This is a genomic window from Brevundimonas bacteroides DSM 4726 (assembly GCF_000701445.1).
In the GTDB taxonomy this organism is placed as follows: domain Bacteria; phylum Pseudomonadota; class Alphaproteobacteria; order Caulobacterales; family Caulobacteraceae; genus Brevundimonas; species Brevundimonas bacteroides.
In genome coordinates this window covers 1-22589 of record NZ_JNIX01000001.1, presented here as the reverse complement: position 1 = coordinate 22589, position 22589 = coordinate 1, and the positions used below count along the sequence as shown (strand labels likewise).

The following is a 22589-nucleotide window of genomic DNA, read 5'->3' as shown; positions in this document are numbered from 1 at the left end:
AGCTGCGCAATGCCAGGCGGATACGTTTGAACTATATTTCATTTGATTAGAAACGGCGCGAAGCCGACACAGACGAGACGGGATGCACCCAGACGGTTCAGGGAGAGACATCATGGCCTTCGATCGCTTCTCGACCGTCCTGTCCGCAGAGGCCACGATCCTGCTCGTCGGGTTTGCCGGACCGTCCCGCGGCCGCGTCGCCAATCTGCTGAGGAGCGATCGCGTTTCAGTCCTTGCCGCGGACGATCCGCAGGCCGCCCTCACCGTCGTCACCGACCAGGCCATCGACCTCGTGATCCTGGACGAAAGGACGTGTGGTTCTTCCGCCTATGACTTCTGCCGCACCAGCGCCGTTGAAGGCGGGCCGTCGATCCTGCTGCTCGCCGCCAGAGACGATGTCGTCAGCCAGATCGTGGCGCTAGAGGTCGGCGCCGATGAGGTCCTGCCGGCCGACGTGGACGATCGTTTGCTGGGAGCGCAGGTCCGGGCCCGCCTGCGCCGCACGCGCCGCCCGACACCGCCCACGGTGGCGTCGGGCCGATGGTCCATCGATTCCGAGACCCGGATGGCGACCGGCCCGAACGGCACCCGCGTTGAACTGGCTCGCCATCAGGTCCGCCTGATGCAGGTCTTCCTGGCCCATCCCGGCGAAGTCATCACCGCTGAACGCCTCGCCGAGCAGATCCCGGACATGTGTCTGGAGCCCGCCGCCTTCCGAACGGCCATGTCGCGCCTGCGCCGCCGCCTCGCGCCCCTGGACAGCCGGGAATTCCTCCGAATCGTTCGGGGTCGCGGCTACGTCCACCTGCCGAGCTAAGGCGACTGCCATTCGCCGCAAAGGCGACGCGGAGCCGACGCAAACTGGACACATTGACAAGACCGCGTCCGATCGGACTGAATGGCGTCCGGACGGGAGCGCGGCGCGCTCCGTGGCAGGAGCGGCCCCTTGGTCGATCGGCGCCTTCGCGAGCTGGAGGCGCAGACCCTCTGGATCGAAAATATCGATCAGCTGTCCGTCGGCCTCGCCGCCCGACGCCAGGACATGGTCGACCGCCTGCTGGCCTTTGGTCCCCTGTCGGTCAAGGAACTCGCCGCCCGGCTCGAGGCCAAGCCCTCGGCTCTCTACCACCACCTGCGAATGCTTCTGGCAGCCGGTCTGGTCGTCGAGGCCGGCTCGCGCGTGACCAACCGCAAGCGGGTACAGCTCTATGCCGCGCCGGCTCGCGCCATCCGCCTGCGCATCCGGCCGGGCGACCCGGCCAACGGCGCGGCCGTCCAGGGGTTTGTGCGCGCCCTTGCCCGCCAGATCGACGGCGACTTCGCCCGGGGCCAGGACCTGCCCCAGGCCGAGGCCGAGGGACCAGGACGCAACCTGGCGCTTCGGCGCCTCTGTGCCAGCCCCGACGCCGCCACCCTGGCCGAGATCAACCGCAAGCTCGAGGAGATCAACGCTCTTCTGATCGACGGTCCCACGGCGCCGGGCGGCGGGATCGTCCTGTCGTGGACCCTGGCGCCCCTCCCGGATCCCGGCGGCGCTGAGGACTGAGCCCCCGCCGTCCTCCGCCACCCCGGACAGGAAAAGGCCCCGCGCGACGGACGCGCGGGGCCTTTGGCCGGTCGGTTCGCGAGCAGGGGCGGGAACCGGCCGGCGTCTCTGGGGCCTGATCGACTGATCAGCGCGCGTAGTCGTGCGCGATGGCCCAGTCGAACCAGTTGTCGACCACGGTGCCGGTCAACAGGATGCCGATGCCGCCCGTCAGGGTGGTCAGGACGGCGAACCACCAGGCCCAGCGGTGGATGGATTCCATCGTGGCGTTGAAACCCATGGTCCAGCGCCAGAACAGCGCGCCCCGTTCGGCGGCGGTGCCGCGATCGGTGATCTGCTCGACTTCCCGATCCGCGCCGTAGCGCGTCGTGGCCAGGATGGTCGCGCCGTGCATCGCGAACAGCAGGGTGGAGCCATACAGGAACACGATCGAAAGCGCGTGGAACGGATTGTAGAACAGGTTGCCGTAAGTGATCGAGAAAGCCCCGGTCCAGTCGAGGTGCGGGAAGATCCCGAACGGCACGGCTTCGGACCAGCTGCCCATCATGATCGGGCGGATGAAGCCCAGCACCAGATAGAGCCAGATCGCCGAAGCGAAGGCCCAGGTCGTGTGGGTGCCAAGACCCAGGGCCTTGGCCCGCTGATAGCTGCGGATGCACCAGCTGATCAAAGACACCGTCAGGAAGAAGCCGGCGATCAGCCACCATCCACCCTGGTTGAGCGGAGGCAGGATGTTCAGACCCTGCTCGGGCGGCGGCGGGTAGAGACCGAGCCAGAGAAGCTGCCGGACGAACTCGAACGGGTTCCAGTCCACCTGGGCCATCATGTTCAGCCCGATGATTTCGAACGCAAGGAACCCGGTCAGGAGGGACACCACGCCAGTCCAGCCGAGATGCACCGGTCCGATCTGGGCATTGCCGATCTTGCCAATCCAGTAGCTGAAGAAGGGCGTACCGACGCGTTCGCTATCGATGTCGGCCGTCGGCGCGCCCATCTCGGCATGCCCCCGAACCTGAACCTGGGTGAAGATATTCTGATAGGCGTTCATTTCAGTCGCCCTCCCCTATTGCCAGATCGGCAGGTTGCGCCAGCCATCCCACCATTCGGGCCAGCCCTTGTCCCAGAGGGGACCGCTAATGACGATGCAGATCGCGCTCCAGATCCCGGCCTGAAGGGCGAGGAACAGGCCGACCCGGTGAATGCCCAGGGTGCCGACCGAATAGCCGATGAAGTCGCGGAAGAAGGTGTCCTCATGCTCGGGCTGGCGAACTTCCTTGCCCGGTCCCGGGTTAGCTGCCGCCAGCACGAGAGAGCCGTGCAGCGCGAGCGCCATCGTGGTCGTGAAGAAGAAGGTAATCGCGACCATGTGGGCCGGATTGTAGTGGAAGTTCAGGTACTGGTAGCCAACGTTGGACACCCAATCGAGGTGGCTCCAGATGCCGTATGGGAAGCCGTGTCCCCAAGCACCCATCAACCACGGACGGATAACGTTGAGGGTGACGTAGGCGAAGATGGCCACCCCGAAGGCAATCGGCACATGCAGACCGATGCCGAGTTTTCGGCAGATTTCGACCTCGCGCAGCGCCCAGGAGCCGAAGGCCCCGATGGCGCAGATCGTCACCAGCTGCCAGATGCCGCCTTCGCGCAGAGGTGCCAGCGACAGACCATAGGCGATGTCGGGCGGATTGATCGAGATCAGCCACGGGTTCCACGTATCGCCGAGCGCGGCTCCGTAGAAGATCAGGGCGGTCCCCAGCGAGGCGAAGAACGCCGTCGTGACGCCGAAGAAGCCGACGTAGAACGGCCCCACCCAGAAATCGAACATGTCACCGCCGATCAGGGTGCCGCCCCTGATGCGGTATTTTCGCTCAAAACTCAGCAAGGCCATGACCGTCTCCTCGCCCGTGTCGCCGCATCACGCGGTCTGGGCTTAAATTATCGGGGGTCGCGACGGACGGGATCGGATCGCTCCGGTCCCGCCCGCGCGCCGCATGCGCGGTTCCCGTCAGGGGGTGGCCGTAGCCGCCGCCGCTGCGCGTTCTGCACCGTCGATCCAGTTGTACCGAGGCGAGCTGAGCAGGATGAAGTGGATCAGCAGAGCCAGGGTGAACAGGAAGACGGCGAGCGCCACGAGCGCCCTCCGGGGATCGAAAAGGAGCCAAATTCTCCACATGACTGTAGTCCTCCATAGCCGGTGACCGGCTTTGTTGGCGTCGACCAGTCAAAGTGACAGGCCGACAAGTAAAGTGGAGAGGTTTAAGCCCCCAACCACGGTTTCCAGGCCCAGACGAGCCCATGGGCGACCACGGCAATAAGCGTGAAGCCAATGAAGCTGGTCATGAACAGGCCGTGGAACTCTTTGGCCGCTTCCGGCGTGAGACCCGTGAGGGACCCACCAGAGTGGTCAGACATAATCTCCTCCTTTCGTTGGAGCTCTTCCCAGCCACGGGGAAGTCCCGTGGCTGTTTCCGCCGCCCGGCGAACCGGACTTCGGAACTGGGGTCCAAGCCAGGGAGACGGCGCGCGTCATGCGGCCCTCCCGCTCAGGACGATGGCGTTGGCGGCGGCGAGGCGGTCGATGGTGACCCGGTCCTCCCCGGCCTGACGGGCGGCGCGCTCGGCGGCGTCCCTCAGGCGTTTGGCCGCGGAAATGCGAACGATGACGGGCTGCGATGCGACCAGCTTCTCAAGCTCGTCGGAGGCCGCGTCTTCCCAGACGATCTCGGCGTGGGGCCGCGCCGGCGTGGCCTCCACCGCGTCCAGCTGGGACGCCAGCGGCAGGATGGCGAACAGGGCGTCGAACAGGGCGTTGCAGACCTCCTGGATCAGGAAGGTGCAGCCCGCGTAGCCCATGAAGGGCGTGCCCGTATGCCTGCGGATCGCCGCGCCCGGGAAACTCGCCGGCACCCAGACGCCCTGCGGCCCGTGGCCCCCACCGCCGGCTTCCGCCAGATAGATCCGCTCGTTGATGCTGCCGAACAGCACCAGCGGCTTGGTGTCCCGCACCAGGTCGCGGATGGCGCCGTTGTCGGTCTTGGTCCCGGCCACGCGCGAGATGGCGAACTGGCAGGGCAGGCCGAGGTCGTCCTCGAGGAACTTCCTGACGCCGCGCGTATAGGTCTCGTTGGCGACGATGGCGAAGCTCGCCGTGCCGAAGAAGTCCTGCGTCACCGATCGCCACAGGTCCCACAGCGGCTTGATCGTCGTATGCTTCTCGCGCTCGATGAAGGGCTCGGGATCCAGCCCCGTCAGCTCGCCCAGCCGGCGCAGGAACAGGGTCGTGGAGTCGAGCCCGATCGGCGCCTGCAGATAGGGCTTCTCCAGCGCCTCGCAGAGCCCGCGCCCGAACTCGCGATACAGACAGATGTTGACCTCGGCGTCGGCCAGGTTCCGGACATCCGCCAGATGGCTCCCCAGCGGGAAGACCATGTTGACCTTGCAGCCGATCCCCTCGACCAGGCGCCGGATCTCGGCGAGGTCCGAGGGCATGTTGTACACGCCGTACATCGGCCCGATCAGGTTGACGCGCGGCGGGTCGCCCTCCTCGCGGTCGCGCGGCCGGGGCATCTTCTTCGGACCGAACTGGGTCCACAGCCAGGTCAGGGCCCGGTCGGCCGACTGCCATTGATCCTCGTCGATCGTGCGCGGCAGGAAGCGCTGGATGTTGGTGCCTTCCGGCGTCACGCCGCCGCCGATCATCTCCGCGATCGAACCGGTGACGACGACCGAGGGAAGATCCTTGTCGAGCGTCTTCCACGCCCGCTTCATCGCGCCTTCGGTGCCGTGCCTCCCCAGTTCTTCCTCGCCCAGACCTGTCACGACGATGGGCAGCTCATGCGGTGGCAGGCCATCGGTGTAGTGAAGCACGCTGGTCACCGGCAGGTTCTCGCACCCAACCGGCCCGTCGATGATGACCTGGAGGCCCTTGATGGCAGTGAAGGCGTAGACCGCGCCCCAGTAGCCGCCGGCCCTGTCGTGATCGAGGATCAGCGTCATGTCCCGACGTGCTCCTCGGCCTTGGCCGCCGCCGCCATCTGCTTGGCATAGCGCGCCTTGAACTCGGGCCGGGCGACCGGCGTCTCGGACCAGATGCCCGAGGTGTCGCCCGAGCCGACGCCGTCGAAGAAGGCGCTCATCCTGTCGAACCGCGCCTTGTTGGCGATGGCCGCGTTGATGACCTGGGCCAGCGAGCCTGCGCCCGCCGGTCCCATCAGGGGCCGCGCCGAGATCAGGTTGGTGAAATACAGCGCGGGGATCGACATCGCCTTGGCGTGCTGAACGACCGGCGTGGTGCCGATGGCCAGATCCGGCTTGATCGCATCGACCGCCGACAGATCCTGCTCCAGCGAGGCGCGATAGTTGACCGTGACGCCCTTGGCCTCCAGCCACTCGCGGTCGGGATCAGACCACTTGGTCTGCGGACAGGCCGTGCCGACATACTCGACCTCGGCCCCGCTCTCGATCAGCAGGCGGGCGACCAGCAGTTCGGAGCCTTCATAGCCCGACACCGTGATCCGCCCCTTGATCGGGGTGGCCGCCAGCGCCGCGCCGATGGTGCCGAGCATGGCGTTCTTGACGGCGTCGATCTGCGTCTGCGGCACACCACAGGCTTCACCAATCGCCTGGAGCCAGCCCGCGGTGCCGTCGCGGCCGACCGGGGCCGAGCCCACGACCTTGCGACCCGCGGCTTCGAACTCGCGGACGCTGGCGGTATAGAAGGGGTGGATGGCGGCCACCACGGCGCAGTCCAGCGCGGCGTAAAGCTCGCGCCATTCCCGCGTCGGGACGACCGGTCCGGGGGCCAGGCCCATCGGGTCCAGCATGCGGCCGATGATCATGGGATCGGCCGGGAACATCTCGCCCAGCAGGATGACGGTCGGTTTGTCGGTCTTGTCTTTCGGCGCTGCGACGGGGCCGGCCTCGGCCTCCTTACGCGCATAGTTCAGCATGGCGCCGGCCAGCACGTCCTTGGCCTCGGCGTGGGTGGGAATGCCGAAGCCCGGCACGTCGATGCCGACGATGCGGACGCCGTTGATCTCTTTCGGCAGCAACTGCAGCGGCACGCCCGACGCCGTCGGCACGCACAGGTTCGTCACCACGATGGAATCGTAGAGCGCCGGATCCGCCATCTCGTGGACCGCGTCGCGGATGTCCTCGAACAGCTTGCCGGTAACCAGGCTCTCGGAGTTGAACGGCACATAGCCGACCGAGCGGCGCGCGCCGTAGAAGTGGCTGGTGAAGGTCAGGCCGTAGACGCAGCAGGCCGACCCAGACAGGATCGTCGCCGTCCGCCGCATCCGCAGGCCGACCCGCAAGCTGCCGAACGCCGGGCACATCGACTGCGGCTGGTCGTGCGGCCCGACCGGATAGTCCGCGGCGTACTTGGCGAGGATCTCCGACTTGCCCGCGCGGGCGGCGGCCGCCTGCAGCTCGGCCTTCCCGCCGTGGCAGCCGCCGTCGACCGAGACCGGCTCGGGCGTCACGCTGTCCATGCGGGCGGGACCGTCGGCCATCGACTACACCGCCTCGTCGTATATGACTTCGAGCGAGGCCTTGGGCACATAGTTCGCGCCGCGCATGTCGCTCTGGCTGGCAGGCACCAGCCGCACCTCGCCGCCGACCTGATCGGGGCTGAACAGACCCAGCAGGCCGTCCTGCGTCAGGGGCTTGGGATGCTGCGGCAGGCTGTCGGTCACGGCCTGGGCCAGGCCCGCGAACAGGCTGCCCCACTCGCCGTCCGGCGTGCCGATGATCTGATAGTTGGCGGACTTCCTGCGAATGTCCTCATTGGCCGGGATCGAGGCCAGGACCGGAATGTCGACGGCCTCGGCAAAGGCGCGCGCCTCGCCCGTGCCATCGTCCTTGTTGATGATCATGCCGGCGACGCCGACATTGCCGCCCATCTTGCGGAAGTATTCGACCGCCGAGCAGACGTTGTTGGCGACGTAGAGCGACTGCAGGTCGTTCGATCCGACGACGATGACCTTCTGGCACATGTCGCGCGCGATCGGCAGGCCAAAGCCCCCGCATACCACGTCACCGAGGAAATCGAGCAGGACGTAGTCGAAGCCCCAGTCGTGGAAGCCCAGCTTCTCCAGCAACTCGAAGCCGTGGATGATGCCGCGCCCGCCGCAGCCGCGACCGACCTCGGGCCCGCCCAGCTCCATGGCGAAGACGCCGTCGCGCTGGAAACAGACGTCCTCGATCTTCACTTCCTCGCCGGTCAGCTTCTTTGCGGCCGAGGTGGCGATGATGGTCGGGCAGGACTTGCCGCCGAACAGCAGGCTGGTCGTGTCGGACTTGGGATCGCAGCCGATCAGCAGCACCCGCTTGCCCTGCTGGGCCATCATGTAGCTGAGGTTCGACAGGGCGAACGACTTGCCCGAGCCACCCTTGCCGTAGATGGCGATGATCTGGGTTTCCTTGGTGACCTCGCCGGTATGGACGGGAGGCGGCTCTTGCTTCGCCTCTTCGCGCAGGTGCTTATGGGTGATCAGTGTCACGGTCATGCGCAGGTCCTCCAGTCGAGGATCATCTTCAGACAGGCGGGATCGCCGAAGGCTGTGGGATAGGCGTCGTTGGCCTCGGTCGCGGCCATGCGGTGGGTGATGAGACCTTCCAGGCTGAGCCGCCCGGCTTCGATCAGGGCGGTCACGGCCGCTACGTCGTCGGGCCGGAACTCGGCGGCGATGCGGAACTTGGCTTCCCGCATGAAGGCCGCCGGAAACGCGAACGACACCCGCGCCTCGTAGAAACCCGCCAGGACGATCTCCCCGCCCCGCGCCAGACGCGCGACCAGGAAATCCATCAGGTCCTCGGCCCCCGAGGCATCGTAGATCGAGCGATAGTCGCGGCGGTCGTCCGCGTCAGGATGGATCGCCACCCCATGACGACGCGCGGCGTTCGTTTCCCAGACCGTCGGCCGCTGGGCACCCAGAGCCTCGGTGATCCTGAGCAGCAGCCGCCCCAGCGTCCCATGCCCGACGATCAGGTCCGGCGCCGTCCCGCCCGCGATGGCGTGATAGGCCGTCGCCGCCAGCGACAGCAGCACCCCCTCGTCGCCCAGCCCGTCGGGCAGAGAGACCGTCCGCGCAGACGGAGAGATCAGCGTCCGCGCCGCGCCGCCGAACAGGCCCCTCGCATCGATGAAGTTCGACGATCCGGGCACGAACACCCGCTGGCCGATGCGGTCGCGCGCGGCCTCGCCTGCCTCCACCACCCGGCCGATCGATTCGTATCCGGGCACCAGCGGATAGCCGAGGCCGGGGAAGTGGGGCATGCGCCCGTCCCACAGCAGACGCTCCGTACCCGTCGAGATTCCGCTGACGTCCACCTCGACCACGACATCGTCGGGTCCGGCCGGGCGCAGAGCGAGCCGCCGCATCGCCAGGCGGCGGGGCTCCTCCATCACGACGGCCAGTGTGTCCATCTCAGCGCCTCGGGGTCGGCGGGCCAAGATAGGCGCCTCCCCAACTGTCAGCTTAGATTGACAGTAAAGGTTGTCAAACTTTGATTACACTTTGTTCTGTCAATTCCGCGCGACAATCACGCTCGCGATCACCGGCATGGCCGTCCGAACGCGGCGGGCGCTGAAAAAGCCCGCTTCCCGACACATGGCGATTATTTCTCGCGCGGGGCGAGGCCGGCCCGAGCCCATGGCCAGCAGATACATGCCGAAATAGGCGTCCCCGACCCGCTCCGCGCCGCGCTCCTGCGCCATCGGCTCGCCGATCAGCAGCGTCCCGCCCGGCGGCAGAGCCGCCTGCGCCGCCTTCAGAATCGCCAGCGCCGGTCCATCGTCGTGATCGTGCAGCACACGGATCAGGCTGACGACATCCGCCCCGGTCGGCAGGGCGTCCTGGAACACGTCCCCGCCCGTCGCCTGCAACGCCAGTCCTTCCGCGCCGAACCGCGCCCGCGCCCGCTCGGCCACCGCGGGCAGGTCGAACAGCATCCGCTCCACCCCAGGCGCCCGCGCCGCCACCGCCCGCAGGAAGGTCCCCTCCCCGCCGCCGACGTCCAGCAGCCGCCGATGCCGCGCGATCGACCAGGCGTCCAGCACCTGGGCCGCCACCATGGCCTGGCTGTCGCTCATCAGGCGCGAATAGGCCTCGGCCTCCGCCGCATCCGGCGGTCCGCCCTCCGCATAGGTCCAGTAGGCCGCCAGCGCCCCGCCCCCGCCGCCGCGCCGCAGCAACGCTATCGGGTCGGCCAGATCCGCATAGAGCAGCGCATGATGCCGGATCATCGCCGCCACGCCCGGCGCGCCCAGCAGGGAAGCCCCCTCGACCCCCAGCGCCCAGCGGTCCTGGCCCGTCGGTTCCGCCAGCTTCAGCGCCACCGCCGCCCGCAGCAGCCTCAGCGCCCCATCGCGATCCAGCTCCACCGCCGCCTGAACCGCCTCGACCGTCATTGGCCCCTCGGCCAGCCGTCCCAGCAGCCCTGATGTCACGCAGGCATGGGCGATCTGCGAATAGACGAACCCTGCCGTCACATCGAACAGGGCCGCCGCCCGTCGGCGCGCGACAGGCAGGGTCAGTGGAAACCGCGCCGCCCACCTCTGGAACGCGGGCGAACCGATCAGCCCGTTCCGCCAGGCGCGCCATCGATCGTGCAGCTTCATATGGCGCGCATCGACCCACCAGGCCGATTTCCCTTGTGTCAATCCGACTGGACACCTTTAGTGTATCCCTCGCAAGACACGAAAGGCGGGTCATGTCCCGCGACCGGGTCGTCATCATTGGAGCCGGCATCGGCGGTCTCGCCGCCGCGGTGGACCTGTGCGCCCAGGGGATGGACGTCACGGTGGTCGAAAAGGCCGCCACCCCGGGCGGCAAGCTGTCGGAACAGTCGATCGACGGACGCGGCATCGATTCGGGTCCCACCGTCTTCACCATGCGCTGGGTGTTCGAGACCCTGTTCGAGCGCGCGGGCACCTCGCTGGACCGCCACCTCACCGTCCGCCGCGCCGAGACCCTCGCCCGCCACAGCTGGCCCGACGGCTCCACCTTCGACCTCCACGCCGACCTCGACCGCTCCGCCGAGGCTGTGGGCGACCTGTCCGGCGCGGACGAGGCCCGGCGCTTTCGCGCCTTCGCCGCCCGCGCGGCCAAGATCTACGAGGTGCTAGAGCGCCCCTTCATCCAGCGGCCCAAGCCGACCATCGCCGGGCTGACGCTCGACATCGGCCTGCACCGTCCGCTCGATCAGTGGTCGATCATGCCCTACCGCTCGCTGTGGTCCGAGCTCGGGACCTACTTCCGCGACCCGCGCCTGCGCCAGCTGTTCGGCCGCTACGCCACCTACGCCGGCTGCTCCCCGTTCAAGTCGCCCGCCACCCTCATGCTGATCGCCCATGTCGAGCAGCAGGGCGTCTGGCTGGTCGACGGCGGCATGCAGCGCATCCCCGAGGCCCTGACTGGCCTGATCCAGTCGCTGGGCGGCACCGTGCGCACGGGACAGGCCTGCACCGAGATCCTGACCGACCGGGGCCGGGCGTCCGGCGTCGTTCTGTCATCTGGCGAACGCATCAAGGCCCGCACCGTCATCGTCAACGCCGACCCGTCCGCCGTCGCCCAGGGCCGCTTCGGCACGGCCGCCGCCCGCGCCGTCTCGGCGACCCCGCCCCGCGCCCGCTCGCTGTCGGCCGTCACCTTCGCCTTCACGGCAGAGGCGCGGGACATCCCGCTCGTGCGCCACAACCTGTATTTCTCGCCCGACTACGTCGCCGAGTTCGACGACCTGCACGCGGGCCGCGCTCCCAGCATTCCCACCGTCTACATCTGCGCCCAGGACCGGGCCGACGACGACGGACCACCGCAATGCGAGGGGCCGGAACGGTTCTTCGCCATCACAAACGCGCCGCCGAACGGCGACGTCCACACCTGGTCGCCAGAGGAGATCGACTTATGTCGCTCGCGCGCCTTCGCCTCGATCCGAGCCTCGGGGGTCGACTTGCGCCCTCACCTCCCGACGATGGCGGTCACGACGCCAGACTCCTTCGAGAAGCGCTTTCCGGGGACGGGTGGAGCCCTCTATGGCCGCGCGGGTCACGGCTGGGACGGGGCCTTTCGACGGCCCGGAGCCCGTACGCGGACGCCGGGACTCTATCTCTGCGGCGGGGCGACTCACCCTGGGGCGGGCGTCCCGATGGCGGCCCTGTCGGGACGGCAGGCCGCCCTGGCCGTCATGGCGGACCGCGCTTCGATGCGCCGGTCGGCGCCGGCGGCTACGCCTGGTGGTATGTCGACGCCCTCAGTGACGACGGCCGTTTCGGCCTGACCATCATCGCCTTCGTCGGCAGCGTCTTCTCGCCCTGGTACGCCTGGTCGGGACGCGGATCGCCAGAGAACCACTGCGCCCTGAACGTCGCCCTCTATGGCGAGGGCTGCGAGCGGTGGTGCATGACCGAGCGCCCGGCTGGTCAGGTCTTCCGCGACGCCGAGACCTTGCAACTCGGCCCCAGCTCTGTCCGCTGGGACGGCGACGACCTGATCATCCGCTTCGACGAGACCACCGCCCCCGTCCCGCCCATGCCGATGATCCCCAGGCGGATGCGTGGCACCGTCCGGGTCCGCCCCCGCGCCATCAACGAGATCGCCTTCCCGCTGGACGACGAAGGCAAGCACGTCTGGCGCCCCATCGCGCCCCGCGCCCGCGTCGAGGTCACGCTGGACGATCCCTCCCTGTCCTGGACCGGCGAGGGCTATCTCGACACCAACGCCGGGTCGGAACCGATGGAGGATGCCTTCGAGGTCTGGGACTGGTCCCGCGCCCATCTGCGTCGGGACAGCGCCGTCCTCTATGACCTGAAGCGCAAGGACGGCACGGCGCTCAGCCTCGCGCTGCGCTTCGATACGGGCGCGGTGCCCGAGACGGTCGAGCCGCCGCCCCACGCGCTCCTGCCCCCCACGGTCTGGCGCATGCCGCGCCACACCCGCGCCGACGCGGGTCGGCCGGTCCATGTCGAGACGACCTGGGAGGACACCCCCTTCTATTCCCGCTCGACGCTCTCGACCCATCTGCTGGGCGAGCCCTGCCAGGCCGTTCACGAGAGCCTGTCACTGGGGCGGCTGCGATCGCCCGTCGTCCGCGCCATGCTGCCCTTCCGCATGCCGCGCTCGCTCCGCTGAGGCCTCCCGGTCGCGCTTCAGGGAGCGCTGGGTCGAGAACAGCTCCCATACGGCCCAGGCCAGGATCAGGCCGAAGACGAGCACGCTCTCGACGATGAACACCTGGGTTCCGCTCATGCGGTCGCCTCCTCGATCAGCCCATGCCGCGCTGCGACCTCCTCGATCACCGCCGCGACCAGATCGGGCCGTTCCTCGTGCGCCAGATGGCCCAGCCCGTTCAGAGTTACGATCCGCGCTTCGGCCAGGGATGCACGCACCTCCTCGGCCACCGAAGGCGGCACCGCCTGATCCCGCGTCCCCACCACCAGCGTCAGCTCGGCGATCAGCTGCGGCAGGCTCCTCAGCACATCGGAAATGTCCCAGCTGCCCATCATCCCCAACGTCCCCGCGACATGGCCGGGCTTTCTCAGCAGGCGGCCATAGAGTTCCACGCCCCGGTCATCGATCATCGATCCCGTCCCCCGGATCAGCCGCGCCACCCGCCCCGGATCGCGCGCCGCCTGGGCGAACAGACCGACCGCAAGCGGATTGACGAACAACCCCATCGCCAGCCCACGGAACAGCGGCGCCACCGGCCCGGCGAAGGGCTGCAACGCGCCATTGATCGCCACGACCGGCGCCTCGCCGAACCGTCCGTCCAGCGACATGCGAAGCGCGATCGCCGCCCCCGCCGAATGCGCCACGACCAAAGCCGGCCGCACATCCATCATCTCGATCAGCGCCGTCGTCCGCCGCGCCATGTCCCACAGCGATTGCCGATTGTCCCTGGGCATGGCGGTGAAGCCGTGCCCCGGCAGGTCAGGCGCCACCACCGTGAACCGCTCTGCCAGCCTCGGCATCAGATCGCGCCAGCTGTGCGTCGCCGCCCCCGCCCCATGCAGCAGCAGAACCACCGGCCCCTGCCCCATCGTCTGCACATGCCAGGTCAGATCGCCCGCCGTGACGAAGCGGCTCGCCTCGCGGTTGGGCCAGTCGCGGCCCTCCACGGCCCAGTCCGGACGATCGCCCATGCTCAGGCGTCCAGCGAGCGGACGAGGTCGCGCACCCGCTCGGCCTCGACATAGGGCAGCGCCGCGAACGTCGCCCCCATCGCCTCGGCCAGCTTCGCCCCCTCGCCCCTCGGCCGGGGCGAGACGTCGATCAGCGCCGCCGATACCCCCGCCGCCCGGATGCGGCGGCACGCGGTAAGGGCGTCCTGCTCGGCTCGCGTCCGGAACGACGCGCCGTCCAGCGCGATATTGCCCCGCCCGTCGGTCATCACGACCAGCAGAGGCGTCCGCCCCTTGGCCCGCTCGCCCAGCGCCAGCGCCGCCGCCGTCTCGAGCCCCGAGGCCAACGGCGTCGTCCCGCCCCCCGCCAGAGCCGCCAGCTCGCGTCTGGCCCGCGCCAGCGACCGCGTCGGCGGCAGCAGCACCTCCGCCGCATCTTTCCGGAACGCCACCAGCGCCACCTGGGTGCGCCGCACATAAGCTTCGGCCAGCAGCAACTCGACCGCCCCCTTGGTCTCCGCCAGCCGCTGCAAGGCCGCAGACCCCGAAGCATCGACCACGAAGATCACCGTCGCCTCGGCCCTCTGCTCGAAGCGCCGCACGCGGAAATCGTCGCGCCGCACCCGCATCGGCTGGCGCATGCCCAGCCGCCCGCCCCGCAGCCTCTGCCACGGCGACGCCGCCTTCAGCGTCTCGACCAGGTCCAGCGCCACCGCCCCATCCGGCCGTCCCGGCCGCGACCCGATCCGCCGCCCGCGTTTCGCCGCCGGTATCTTCGCCCCCGCCGGTCCTGACCGCGCCGGCGCGCCCCTGACCGTCTGCCCCGACGCCGCCCACAACGCCTCGAGCCCCTCGGGCAGCGCCGCCCGCGCCGCCTCCAGCACCAGATCGTCCAGCACCTCCGGCGTCCGCTCCGAGGCCTCGGTCTCGTCCGCGCCTTCCGCCTCCGCCGGATCAGGCTCGGCCTCGGGCTCCAGGTCCTCGGGAACAGGCTGGGGCGGAAGCCGCGTCGCGCGCGGGCTCAGCACCAGCCGCGCGGCGGTCGTCAGGTCGTCCGGCTCGATGACATCCCGCCCCTCCAGCGCCGCCAGCGCCGCCGCCGTTCTCAGCGTGAGCCGCGGGGCCCGGAGCGACGCCACCCCCAGCGCCTCGCACGCCGCGCAGACCGCATGGATCGCCGCCTCGTCCGGCGCCGCGACCACGGCGAGGGCCGCCCGCGCCTCGGTAATGTCGTCGGGCGTCGCGCTGATCGACTGGGCCTCGCGCCAACCCACGCCGTCCAGATCGATCCGGAACGCCAGCCGCTCCAGCAGGGCTTCGGGTGGCCTCTCGTCCTCCAGCCCCTCGTCCAGCGCCACCAGCACGAACCGCGTCGGCGCCCGTTCCGACGCTCCGTCACGCTCGATCCGTACCGCGCCCTCGTCGATGGCCCCGGCCAGCCGCGCCGCGACCCCGCCGTCCAGCCGCTCGGCCATCGGCGCGATCAGCACCCCGCCATCGGCCTCGACCAGAATGCCCTTCTGCAAGACCCGCGTCCCTGCCCCCAGCGCCGCCGCCAGATCCAGCCCGCCCAGCAGCCGATCGTCGCCGATCCCCGGCGGCAACCGCTTCCACGGCGTTCCGTCGGCATGCAGCGCCCTCAGCCCGCTCAGCCAGTTGTCCCGCACCGGCCCCGGCCCGGCCCTTACCGCCGCGCCGCCCAGCTCCGGATCAACCGCCAGCAGCGCCGCCGCCAGCATCGCATCGGCCCAGACCTGGGCGTGATCAGAAAAAGTGGTCACCGGCTTTCCGCCCGGATCACGCCCCAAGGAGAAAGGGCGGGGTCGGTCATGCCGCCAGCAGGTCGTCGATCGCCCGCTCGATCCGGCCGGTCCCCGCCTGATCATCCAGCGGCCCGCGCCGCAGCCGGTGCCGCAAGGCCATCGGCGCGATCCGCCGCAGGTCCGCCTCGGTCACCGTCTCCCGGCCTTCCAGCGCAGCCAGCGCCCGTGACGCCCGCAGCAACGTCAGCTCGCCCCTCAACCCGTCGGCCCCCACCGCCATGCATAGCCGCGATCCGGCCTCCAGCACCGAGTCGGGCACGGTGACCGCATCCAGCACCCCTTGCGCCGCCGCCACCTTCTTCCTGACAGCCGCGTCCTTGCCCTTCCAGGCTTTCACGAACCCGACCGGGTCGCGGTCGAAGGCGTCGCGCCGTTTCACCACCTCTATCCGTTCCGCCAGCGTGTCGGGCGTCCGCACCTCCACCGACAGGCCGAACCGGTCCAGCAGCTGGGGCCGCAGCTCGCCCTCCTCCGGATTGCCCGAGCCGACCAGCACGAACCGCGCCGGGTGCCGCACCGACAAACCCTCGCGCTCCACCACGTTCTCGCCCGACTGCGCCACGTCCAGCAGCAGATCGACCAGATGATCCTCCAACAGGTTCACCTCGTCGATATAGAGAAACCCGCGATTGGCCCGTGCCAGCAGCCCCGGCTCGAACGCCTTCTCCCCCAGGGTCAGCGCCTTCTCCAGATCCAGCGCGCCCACGACCCGGTCCTCGGTCGCGCCCAGCGGCAGGTCGACGACCGGCGCTGGCGTCTGGCCTGGCCCCTCGTGGCGGCACACCCCGGCGCAGGCCGAGGACGGCGCATCGGGCTCGCAGTTGAACCTGCATCCCGATATCACCGGTAAGGCAGGCAACAGGGCCGCCAGCCCCCGCACCGCCGTCGTCTTGCCCGAGCCCCGGTCGCCGAAGACCATGACCCCGCCCAGCGTCCGGTCCACCGCCGCCAGCAGCAGCGCCAGCTTCATGTCCGCCTGGCCGACGATGGCCGAGAAGGGAAAGACGAGGCGCATGAGTGTCCAATCAGTTTGACACTCACGGTCACACCATTGCGCCGCCGGGTCAACGCGCCGCAGACATCGCAAACCCGCGTCGTTTGAGTTTGCCGCCCGGTTCTGCCTATCGTGGCGGCCGGGCGCTTCGCCCTGCGGAGGGGCCGATGGCCACATCGACGGCGACAGGCTGGCGCTATCATCCGCAGAGGGACGCCCTGCTGGCCGAGGCCCACGCCCGGCCCTTCACACCCCTGACCGGCCCGGCGCTGGTCACCCGCATCGCAACCCTGTCGGGCCAGGACGGAGAGGCCGCCGACCGCGATCACATGGCCGCCCTGTGCCGTCGCCTGGGTCAGCCCGAGCCCGGCCCCACCGCCCGCTGGGCCGTGCTGGACGGCGGCACATGGCGTCTGCGCTGGGAACGGCACACCGAACTCTCGACCTGGACCGGCTTTCGCACGCCCACCGGCAACACCGCCTTCGACGAGACCGCCTTCGACCTGGTGCCCGAAGACTGGCTGGCCAGCTTCCCGGGCGAGGTGCTGGTCGCCACCCGGCTGGAGGTCTGGCCCGCCGTCGATCCGGCTGCGGCGGCGGCCATGTTCGGGATCGAGGTCGTCGGCTCGCGCCTCTCCGACGACGCCGCCATCGTCTTCACCGACTTTCGCCCGGACGGCCGAGGCATGACCCGTCTGCTGATGCTGGCCCACGCGGGCGACGCCTCCCAGACCGGACGCCTGGTCCAGAGCCTGCTGGAGGTCGAGACTTACCGCCTGATGGCGCTGCTCGCCTTCCCCGTCGCCGGCCAGACGGGCCGTGAACTCGCCGCGATCGAAGCGCGCGCGGGCGAGCTGGCCGAAAAACTGACCGAGGACGGCGATCCCGAGGCCGATCGCCGCCTGCTGGACGAACTTTCCGTCCTCGCCGGCGAGACGGAGGCTTTGATCGGCCGTACCGGCTTCCGTTTCGATGCGGCCGCCGCCTACCACCGCATCGTGCGCGAGCGCATCGACATGCTGCGCGAGGCCCACATCAACGGCCTGCTGACGCTCGGCGAGTTCATGCAGCGCCGCCTCGATCCCGCCATGCGCACATGCGACGCCGTCGCCGAACGCCAACGCGCCGCCATCGGCCGAATCGCCCGCATGGCCCAGATGCTGAACACCCGCGTCGAGGTCGCCGCCGAGGCGACCAGCGCGGCGCTTCTCGCCTCCATGGATCGTCGGGCGGGCGCGGCGCTCAAGCTGCAGCAGACCGTCGAAGGCCTCTCGACCGTCGCCATCTCCTACTACGCCGTGGCCTTGCTCGGCTTCCCGCTCAAGGCGATGGAATCCTCGATCGAGGGGTTCAATGCGACCCTGGCCACCGGCCTTGCGGCTCCGGTCGTCGTGGCCGCTGTCTGGTACCGGCTGAGGTCCTTCCGCAGGAAGCTGACGGGCGAGCACGGCTGACCCAATTTGTCGCGCCACCACGGGAACTTGCCGCCAGCGCCGCAGTTGACAGGCCAAGCGCCGGGTCTATGGTCCGCCCAACTCTGTATTCCTAGGGAGGCTGCGGGTATGCGTAAGTTTGGTATCGCGGGTGTCGTTGCGGCGAGCGCCCTTCTCGGTCTGGCCGCCTGCTCGGGCGGTGGTGAAGAGGCCGAAGCTCCGGCCGCTGAGGCCCCTGCCGCCGAGGCCCCGGCCGCCGAAGCCCCCGCGGCTGAGGCTCCGGCCGCCGAGCCCGCCGCCGCCCCGGCTGCTCCCGCCGCCGCGGGCGCGACGCTTCAGGTTGCCGGCCTGACGGGCGACCCGGCCAACGGCCAGCGCATCTTCGGCCAGTGCCGCACCTGCCACGTGGTCGAGCCCGGCGTGAACCGCGTCGGCCCGTCGCTGCACGGCGTCGTCGGCCGCACGGCCGGCACCGTTCCCGGCTACAGCTACTCCACCGCCAACCAGAACAGCGGCGCGGTCTGGGACGCCCAGACCCTGTTCACCTACCTGGAAAACCCGCGCGGCTTCATGCCGGGCACCAAGATGGCCTTCGTCGGCCTGCGTGACCCGCAGCAGCGCGCGGACGTGATCGCCTACCTGGCGACCCAGTCCTGATCTGACGGATCGCTGAACGATCAAGGCCCCGGCGGAAACGCCGGGGCCTTTTTCTATGCCTTGGACGTCAACCGCCGCCTCAGGTCCAGCAGGTGCAGCGGAAACGACGCCAGGAGCGCCAGACTGACCCACCACCAGTCGGCCCCGACCAGCGCCGCGCGCACGCCGAGCAGAATGAAGACGCCCGGACCCAGCACCAGCACAGCGGACCACAGGCGCATCCGCCGCATCCCAACCAGCCACGCGGCTTCCAGCGCGATGACGACCAGCACGACGTCGACGGCATGACCGCTGGCGAACAAGGCCTGCATAGGTTCAGGCCGGGCGCAGGCCCAGCAGGTGGCCCATGTCCTTGAGGAAAATCCGCGCGTGCGCCGCCGGCTTCGCCCGGACCAGCTCCTTATTCATATAGGCCTGCCAGGTCAGGGCCTGGACGTCCGGATCGGCGCACATGGTGACGAACCGCTCGCGCCGCTTGTCCGAGCGGTACCAGAAGTGCTGCATGACCCCCAGCACCATGAAGACCTTGCCGTGGGCCTTCATGAAGCGGCTCCGCGCTGATTTCAGATGGCGCGGGTCCTTGTGCAGAAGCGCGGCCTCGACCGCCTCGGCCGCCAGCCGCCCGCACTCCATCGCATAGTAGATGCCCTCGCCCGACGCCGGCGCGACCACGCCCGCCGCGTCGCCCGCCACGATGACGTCGCGGCCATTGTCCCATCGCTTCAGCGGCTTCAGCGGGATCGGGGCGCCTTCGGTCCGCACGGTCTCGCAGGCGTCGAGCCCGGTCAGCTTGCGCAGCGCCGTCGTCGCAGTCCGCAGCGAGAAGCCCTTCTGCATGGACCCCACGCCGATCGAGGCGGTGTCGCCGTGCGGGAAGATCCAGGCATAAAAGTCCGGCGACAGCTGACCCTGATACCAGACATCGCACCGCTGGGCCTCAAAGTCGGCGACGCCGCGCGCCGGCGCCTTGATGATCTCGTGATAGGCGAAGACGTAGCGCTGCCTGTCCGCGCCCTTGACCTCCTGCGCCGCCACAGAGGATTTGGCTCCGTCGGCCCCGATCACCATCCGCGCCCGCACGGCCATTGGGGCTGAGTCCTTGTCGGCACCGACCGCGCGATACAGCACTACGGCCGAGCCATCCGCTTCGCGCTCGATGCCGGTGTAGATGCCCGTCCGCCGCTGGGCGCCGGCCCGCTCGGCGCGGACGCGCAGCCATTCGTCGAAGGTCTCTCGGTTGACCATGCCGACATAGCCGCCCTCGATCGGCATGCGCACGCGCTTGTCCGACGGCGCGATCATCCGGGCCTCCGAGGCGCGGGCGCAGATCAGGCTGTCGGGAATGTCGAAGTCGCGGATCAACCGGGGCGGAATGGCCCCGCCGCACGGCTTGATGCGCCCCTGCCGGTCCAGCAGCAGGACGGTGCGCCCCTGCTCGGCCAGATGCCGCGCGGCGGTCGAGCCCGACGGCCCTCCGCCCACCACGACGCAATCGAAGGTCTCGGCGACGACGCCGAGTTCAGGCCTGGACATGACGGGCTCCCGTGACGGGTGAGGCGACGGAGGATGCCGGTGCGCCGATCCGTGAGGCGATGATCGCCGAGGCCAGGAACAGCCCCGCCTCCAGCGTGAAGACCAGGCCGAAGGCGGGCGCATCAGCCCCCATCAGCCCTTTCCCGATATCGACGCCGACCGCGCCGAGGAAGCCGCCAGCCGCGAAGCCCAGGGCCTGGGCCGCGCCCCAGACACCCATGCGGATGCCTTCGCGCGGTCCCTCTCCTTCGCCCGCCAGCCCCATCATGGAGCCGATGGCCGCGACCGCGAACATGCCGTTGAAGAAGCCGAGGCCGAACACCGTCGGCAGGATCGGCCAGCTCGGTCCGATCGCCGCGGCCGCCGTCAGCAGCCCCAGCATCGCCGCAGACCCGACGCACCCCGCGATGGTCCAGCCGCGCATCCAGCCCTTGCCGCGACCGCCGACGAATCCGCCAAGCGCGCCGACCAGCACCATGCCAAGCAGCACCCCGCCGTTCTGCACGCCCGACATCTGGGTCGACTGTCCGGGCGTCATGGCGAAGACCAGCCCCGCGAACGGCTCCAGGATCAGCTCCTGGGCGCTGTAGGCCACCATCGACACGAGAACGAACACCGCGAAAACCCGCGCCTTCGGATCGGCGAGCGTCTGCTTCAAGGCTTCGGCGAAGGGCGTCGGCGCCTCCGACGCCGCGACCTGCGCGACCGCCGGCCCCTCCATCCGCCACGTCGCCAGCAGCGTCACGACAAAGGCGATCAGGGCCACGCCCGACGCCACCACCGCCAGCCGCGCCATCGAGAACGGATCAAGTAAGCCCCCGCCGATCCCGGCGGTCAGCACGATGCCGACGATCATCATGATCCAGGTGATGGCCGCGGCCGCCGGTCGCCTCTGTGGCGCGACCCGCGTGGCCAGAAGCGCCAGCAGCGACGTCCCCGCCGCACCGACGCCCGCGCCGATCATGGAAAAGGCGATCACGGCCAGCGCGATGCCCGCCCAGGTCGATGTGGCCATCAGGGCCGTGGCGTTGGTGGCCAGCAACGCCCCCAGCGCCAGCACTCCCATCCCGCCGACGATCCACGGCGTGCGCCGCCGTCCCTGGTCCGAGCCGTGGCCCCAGCGCGGCCGCGACAGCTGCACCACATAGTGCCAGGCCACGAGCGCGGCGGGCAGCGCCACCGGCAGGGCCAGCTCCACCGCCATGACCCGGTTCAGCGTCGAGGTGGTCAGCACCACGATCGAGCCGAGCGCGCTCTGCACCAGACCCAGCCGGACGATGCCCAGCCACGACAGCCCTGTTTGCTGGCCCTGCATCAGTTTGCTCCCGACAGGCCCGCGACCGCGAAGGCCGAAACCATCATGCCGATGACGTAAAGCGTGGTGCCCGTGGCGTTGTACCAGGGCGTCAGATCCTTAGGTCGACCGAGCAGGCGGACCATGCAGGCGATCTGCGCGGCCACGAGCGCCGTCACCGCCAGCCCGTGCCACGGCCGATCCCAGGCGGCGAACAACAAGGCTACGACCACGACCTGCGGCGCCGCCATCGCCACGCAGGCGATGCGGGCGGCCTTGTCCTCGCCCAGCACGGCCGGCAGCGACCGCAGACCCAGCGCCCGGTCGCCCTCGACCGCCTTGAAGTCGTTCAGCACCATGATGCCGTAGGCGCCCAGGCTGTAGAGCCCGGCGAGCAGCAGCACTGGCATGCTCGGCAGGGCCCCGGCCATAACCGCCGCCCCCGTGAACCAGGTCAGCCCCTCATAGGAAAAGGCGCAGGCCAGCGGTCCCGCCACGCCCGACGCCTTCAGCCGGAACGGCGGCGCCGAATAGGCCCAGGCCAGCACCAGTCCCAGCGTCGTCGCCGCCAGCACCCACGGCCCGGTCAGGGCGGCCACGACCAGCGACAGGCCGGTCCAGACGATGGCGATCCAAAGCCCCCAGCGACCGGGAATGCGGCCCGAGGGGATCGGGCGGTGCGGCTCGTTGATGGCGTCGACGTGCCGGTCGAACCAGTCGTTGACGGCCTGGCTGGTGGCGCAGACCAGAGGCCCGGTCAGGGCCACGCCCGCGATCAGGAACAGCCAGCGCCCTTCGAACGACGCGCCCGACGAGATCACCCCGCAGACGAAGGCCCACATGGGCGGGAACCAGGTGATGGGCTTGAACAGCTCCAGCACGGCGCCCGGCGAGGGTGCGGCAGGCGACGGCGCGGGCAGCGTCCTGTCCATGTCGGACGGTAGGTCTGGACAGGGCGAAGTGTCAATCTGGATTGACACACGGCCGCTCTCTCCGTTCTCCCCTTGTGGGAGGAGCCAGATTGACGCTGATTTTCTCAATCATCCAACGACGCGCGGATTTCCTCAACGAATCCAGCGCCTGTCGCGATTGAGAGCCCGCGAACGCGCCCTCATATCCAGTCCCCTTAAAATCGGCCCCGTCCCGTCGCGAGGGGAAGGCGTCCTGGGCCCAGGACCCGGACGCGCG

At 69.5% G+C, this 22589-nt stretch carries 23 protein-coding genes; 6 read left to right on the top strand and 17 right to left on the bottom strand.

Annotated features, from left to right (window positions below; genetic code table 11):
* Positions 1-112 precede the first annotated feature (112 nt).
* Positions 113-817 (top strand): response regulator transcription factor, encoded by a 705-nt coding sequence (locus tag Q333_RS0100115; RefSeq protein WP_029414710.1) that lies wholly within the window; start codon positions 113-115, stop codon positions 815-817.
* A gap of 129 nt (positions 818-946) precedes the next feature.
* Complete coding sequence (locus tag Q333_RS0100110; RefSeq protein ID WP_029414709.1) at positions 947-1546, top strand: helix-turn-helix domain-containing protein; 600 nt, start codon at positions 947-949, stop codon at positions 1544-1546.
* A 127-nt stretch (positions 1547-1673) separates the two neighbouring features.
* On the opposite strand, the gene pufM is transcribed toward Q333_RS0100110, so the two are convergent.
* From pufM to Q333_RS0100065, 9 genes are all read right to left on the bottom strand, one after another.
* Positions 1674-2594 carry a photosynthetic reaction center subunit M gene (gene pufM / locus Q333_RS0100105; protein ID WP_029414708.1) on the bottom strand — a complete coding sequence of 307 codons (921 nt, stop codon included), beginning with the start codon at positions 2592-2594 and terminating at the stop codon, positions 1674-1676.
* Between the two features lie 15 nt (positions 2595-2609).
* Positions 2610-3434 (bottom strand): photosynthetic reaction center subunit L, encoded by an 825-nt coding sequence (gene pufL, locus Q333_RS0100100; RefSeq protein WP_029414707.1) that lies wholly within the window; start codon positions 3432-3434, stop codon positions 2610-2612.
* Between the two features lie 117 nt (positions 3435-3551).
* On the bottom strand, positions 3552-3719 hold the full coding sequence (gene pufA / locus Q333_RS0100095) for a light-harvesting antenna LH1, alpha subunit (RefSeq protein ID WP_029414706.1): 168 nt from the start codon (positions 3717-3719) through the stop codon (positions 3552-3554).
* Positions 3720-3802: 83 nt separating this feature from the next.
* The gene (gene pufB / locus Q333_RS0100090) at positions 3803-3958 is read right to left on the bottom strand and encodes a light-harvesting antenna LH1, beta subunit (RefSeq protein ID WP_029414705.1); all 156 of its coding nucleotides are present in this window, start codon (positions 3956-3958) and stop codon (positions 3803-3805) included.
* Between the two features lie 114 nt (positions 3959-4072).
* Positions 4073-5542 (bottom strand): chlorophyllide a reductase subunit Z, encoded by a 1470-nt coding sequence (gene bchZ, locus Q333_RS0100085; protein ID WP_029414704.1) that lies wholly within the window; start codon positions 5540-5542, stop codon positions 4073-4075.
* The gene (gene bchY, locus Q333_RS0100080; RefSeq protein WP_029414703.1) at positions 5539-7059 is read right to left on the bottom strand and encodes a chlorophyllide a reductase subunit Y; all 1521 of its coding nucleotides are present in this window, start codon (positions 7057-7059) and stop codon (positions 5539-5541) included. The genes bchZ and bchY overlap by 4 nt, the downstream gene beginning before the upstream one ends.
* A gap of 3 nt (positions 7060-7062) precedes the next feature.
* Complete coding sequence (locus tag Q333_RS0100075; RefSeq protein WP_029414702.1) at positions 7063-8055, bottom strand: chlorophyllide a reductase iron protein subunit X; 993 nt, start codon at positions 8053-8055, stop codon at positions 7063-7065.
* Complete coding sequence (gene bchC, locus Q333_RS0100070; protein WP_029414701.1) at positions 8052-8975, bottom strand: chlorophyll synthesis pathway protein BchC; 924 nt, start codon at positions 8973-8975, stop codon at positions 8052-8054. The genes Q333_RS0100075 and bchC overlap by 4 nt, the downstream gene beginning before the upstream one ends.
* A gap of 99 nt (positions 8976-9074) precedes the next feature.
* A complete protein-coding gene (locus Q333_RS0100065; protein WP_029414700.1) occupies positions 9075-10169 on the bottom strand; it encodes a methyltransferase in 1095 nt (364 codons plus the stop codon).
* A 92-nt stretch (positions 10170-10261) separates the two neighbouring features.
* Here Q333_RS0100065 and crtD point away from each other — a divergent pair, with 92 nt between their 5' ends.
* Both crtD and Q333_RS0100055 read left to right on the top strand, forming a co-directional pair.
* Complete coding sequence (gene crtD, locus Q333_RS0100060) at positions 10262-11827, top strand: 1-hydroxycarotenoid 3,4-desaturase CrtD (RefSeq protein WP_029414699.1); 1566 nt, start codon at positions 10262-10264, stop codon at positions 11825-11827.
* 122 nt (positions 11828-11949) lie between these two features.
* On the top strand, positions 11950-12678 hold the full coding sequence (locus Q333_RS0100055; protein WP_245591440.1) for a hydratase: 729 nt from the start codon (positions 11950-11952) through the stop codon (positions 12676-12678).
* Here the strand turns inward: Q333_RS0100055 and Q333_RS0100050 are convergent.
* From Q333_RS0100050 to bchI, 4 genes are read right to left on the bottom strand one after another with little or no spacing between them, the layout of a single operon-like run.
* A complete protein-coding gene (locus tag Q333_RS0100050) occupies positions 12607-12795 on the bottom strand; it encodes a hypothetical protein (RefSeq protein ID WP_029414697.1) in 189 nt (62 codons plus the stop codon). The two genes, Q333_RS0100055 and Q333_RS0100050, sit on opposite strands and share 72 nt — an antisense overlap.
* Complete coding sequence (gene bchO / locus Q333_RS0100045) at positions 12792-13688, bottom strand: alpha/beta fold hydrolase BchO (protein ID WP_029414696.1); 897 nt, start codon at positions 13686-13688, stop codon at positions 12792-12794. The genes Q333_RS0100050 and bchO overlap by 4 nt, the downstream gene beginning before the upstream one ends.
* A gap of 2 nt (positions 13689-13690) precedes the next feature.
* A complete protein-coding gene (locus tag Q333_RS0100040; protein WP_029414695.1) occupies positions 13691-15448 on the bottom strand; it encodes a magnesium chelatase subunit D in 1758 nt (585 codons plus the stop codon).
* Between the two features lie 46 nt (positions 15449-15494).
* Positions 15495-16505 carry a magnesium chelatase ATPase subunit I gene (bchI, locus tag Q333_RS0100035; RefSeq protein ID WP_029414694.1) on the bottom strand — a complete coding sequence of 337 codons (1011 nt, stop codon included), beginning with the start codon at positions 16503-16505 and terminating at the stop codon, positions 15495-15497.
* A gap of 146 nt (positions 16506-16651) precedes the next feature.
* On the opposite strand from bchI, the gene Q333_RS0100030 reads away from it, so the two are divergent.
* Together Q333_RS0100030 and Q333_RS0100025 are read left to right on the top strand one after the other, a co-directional pair.
* A complete protein-coding gene (locus Q333_RS0100030) occupies positions 16652-17938 on the top strand; it encodes a DUF3422 family protein (RefSeq protein ID WP_029414693.1) in 1287 nt (428 codons plus the stop codon).
* A gap of 108 nt (positions 17939-18046) precedes the next feature.
* Complete coding sequence (locus Q333_RS0100025; RefSeq protein WP_029414692.1) at positions 18047-18574, top strand: c-type cytochrome; 528 nt, start codon at positions 18047-18049, stop codon at positions 18572-18574.
* Between the two features lie 53 nt (positions 18575-18627).
* On the opposite strand, the gene Q333_RS0100020 is transcribed toward Q333_RS0100025, so the two are convergent.
* From Q333_RS0100020 to chlG, 4 genes are read right to left on the bottom strand one after another with little or no spacing between them, the layout of a single operon-like run.
* Positions 18628-18885: a hypothetical protein gene (locus Q333_RS0100020; RefSeq protein ID WP_029414691.1), complete on the bottom strand. Its 258-nt coding sequence runs from the start codon at positions 18883-18885 to the stop codon at positions 18628-18630.
* 4 nt (positions 18886-18889) lie between these two features.
* A complete protein-coding gene (locus tag Q333_RS0100015; RefSeq protein WP_029414690.1) occupies positions 18890-20107 on the bottom strand; it encodes a geranylgeranyl diphosphate reductase in 1218 nt (405 codons plus the stop codon).
* Entirely contained in the window at positions 20094-21422 is a 1329-nt protein-coding gene (locus Q333_RS0100010; RefSeq protein ID WP_035293415.1) for a BCD family MFS transporter, read from the bottom strand. The genes Q333_RS0100015 and Q333_RS0100010 overlap by 14 nt, the downstream gene beginning before the upstream one ends.
* On the bottom strand, positions 21422-22333 hold the full coding sequence (gene chlG / locus Q333_RS0100005) for a chlorophyll synthase ChlG (RefSeq protein WP_029414688.1): 912 nt from the start codon (positions 22331-22333) through the stop codon (positions 21422-21424). The genes Q333_RS0100010 and chlG overlap by 1 nt, the downstream gene beginning before the upstream one ends.
* Positions 22334-22589: the final 256 nt, after the last annotated feature.

Coding starts and splice junctions, on each gene's coding strand:
- Q333_RS0100115 (WP_029414710.1), top strand. CDS start 113: ATGGCCTTCGATCGCTTCTCGACCGTCCTGTCCGCAGAGGCCACGATC.
- pufM (WP_029414708.1), bottom strand. CDS start 2,594: ATGAACGCCTATCAGAATATCTTCACCCAGGTTCAGGTTCGGGGGCAT.
- pufL (WP_029414707.1), bottom strand. CDS start 3,434: ATGGCCTTGCTGAGTTTTGAGCGAAAATACCGCATCAGGGGCGGCACC.
- pufA (WP_029414706.1), bottom strand. CDS start 3,719: ATGTGGAGAATTTGGCTCCTTTTCGATCCCCGGAGGGCGCTCGTGGCG.
- pufB (WP_029414705.1), bottom strand. CDS start 3,958: ATGTCTGACCACTCTGGTGGGTCCCTCACGGGTCTCACGCCGGAAGCG.
- bchZ (WP_029414704.1), bottom strand. CDS start 5,542: ATGACGCTGATCCTCGATCACGACAGGGCCGGCGGCTACTGGGGCGCG.
- bchY (WP_029414703.1), bottom strand. CDS start 7,059: ATGGCCGACGGTCCCGCCCGCATGGACAGCGTGACGCCCGAGCCGGTC.
- Q333_RS0100075 (WP_029414702.1), bottom strand. CDS start 8,055: ATGACCGTGACACTGATCACCCATAAGCACCTGCGCGAAGAGGCGAAG.
- bchC (WP_029414701.1), bottom strand. CDS start 8,975: ATGGACACACTGGCCGTCGTGATGGAGGAGCCCCGCCGCCTGGCGATG.
- Q333_RS0100065 (WP_029414700.1), bottom strand. CDS start 10,169: ATGAAGCTGCACGATCGATGGCGCGCCTGGCGGAACGGGCTGATCGGT.
- crtD (WP_029414699.1), top strand. CDS start 10,262: ATGTCCCGCGACCGGGTCGTCATCATTGGAGCCGGCATCGGCGGTCTC.
- Q333_RS0100055 (WP_245591440.1), top strand. CDS start 11,950: ATGACCGAGCGCCCGGCTGGTCAGGTCTTCCGCGACGCCGAGACCTTG.
- Q333_RS0100050 (WP_029414697.1), bottom strand. CDS start 12,795: ATGAGCGGAACCCAGGTGTTCATCGTCGAGAGCGTGCTCGTCTTCGGC.
- bchO (WP_029414696.1), bottom strand. CDS start 13,688: ATGGGCGATCGTCCGGACTGGGCCGTGGAGGGCCGCGACTGGCCCAAC.
- bchI (WP_029414694.1), bottom strand. CDS start 16,505: ATGCGCCTCGTCTTTCCCTTCTCGGCCATCGTCGGCCAGGCGGACATG.
- Q333_RS0100030 (WP_029414693.1), top strand. CDS start 16,652: ATGGCCACATCGACGGCGACAGGCTGGCGCTATCATCCGCAGAGGGAC.
- Q333_RS0100025 (WP_029414692.1), top strand. CDS start 18,047: ATGCGTAAGTTTGGTATCGCGGGTGTCGTTGCGGCGAGCGCCCTTCTC.
- Q333_RS0100020 (WP_029414691.1), bottom strand. CDS start 18,885: ATGCAGGCCTTGTTCGCCAGCGGTCATGCCGTCGACGTCGTGCTGGTC.
- Q333_RS0100015 (WP_029414690.1), bottom strand. CDS start 20,107: ATGTCCAGGCCTGAACTCGGCGTCGTCGCCGAGACCTTCGATTGCGTC.
- Q333_RS0100010 (WP_035293415.1), bottom strand. CDS start 21,422: ATGCAGGGCCAGCAAACAGGGCTGTCGTGGCTGGGCATCGTCCGGCTG.
- chlG (WP_029414688.1), bottom strand. CDS start 22,333: ATGGACAGGACGCTGCCCGCGCCGTCGCCTGCCGCACCCTCGCCGGGC.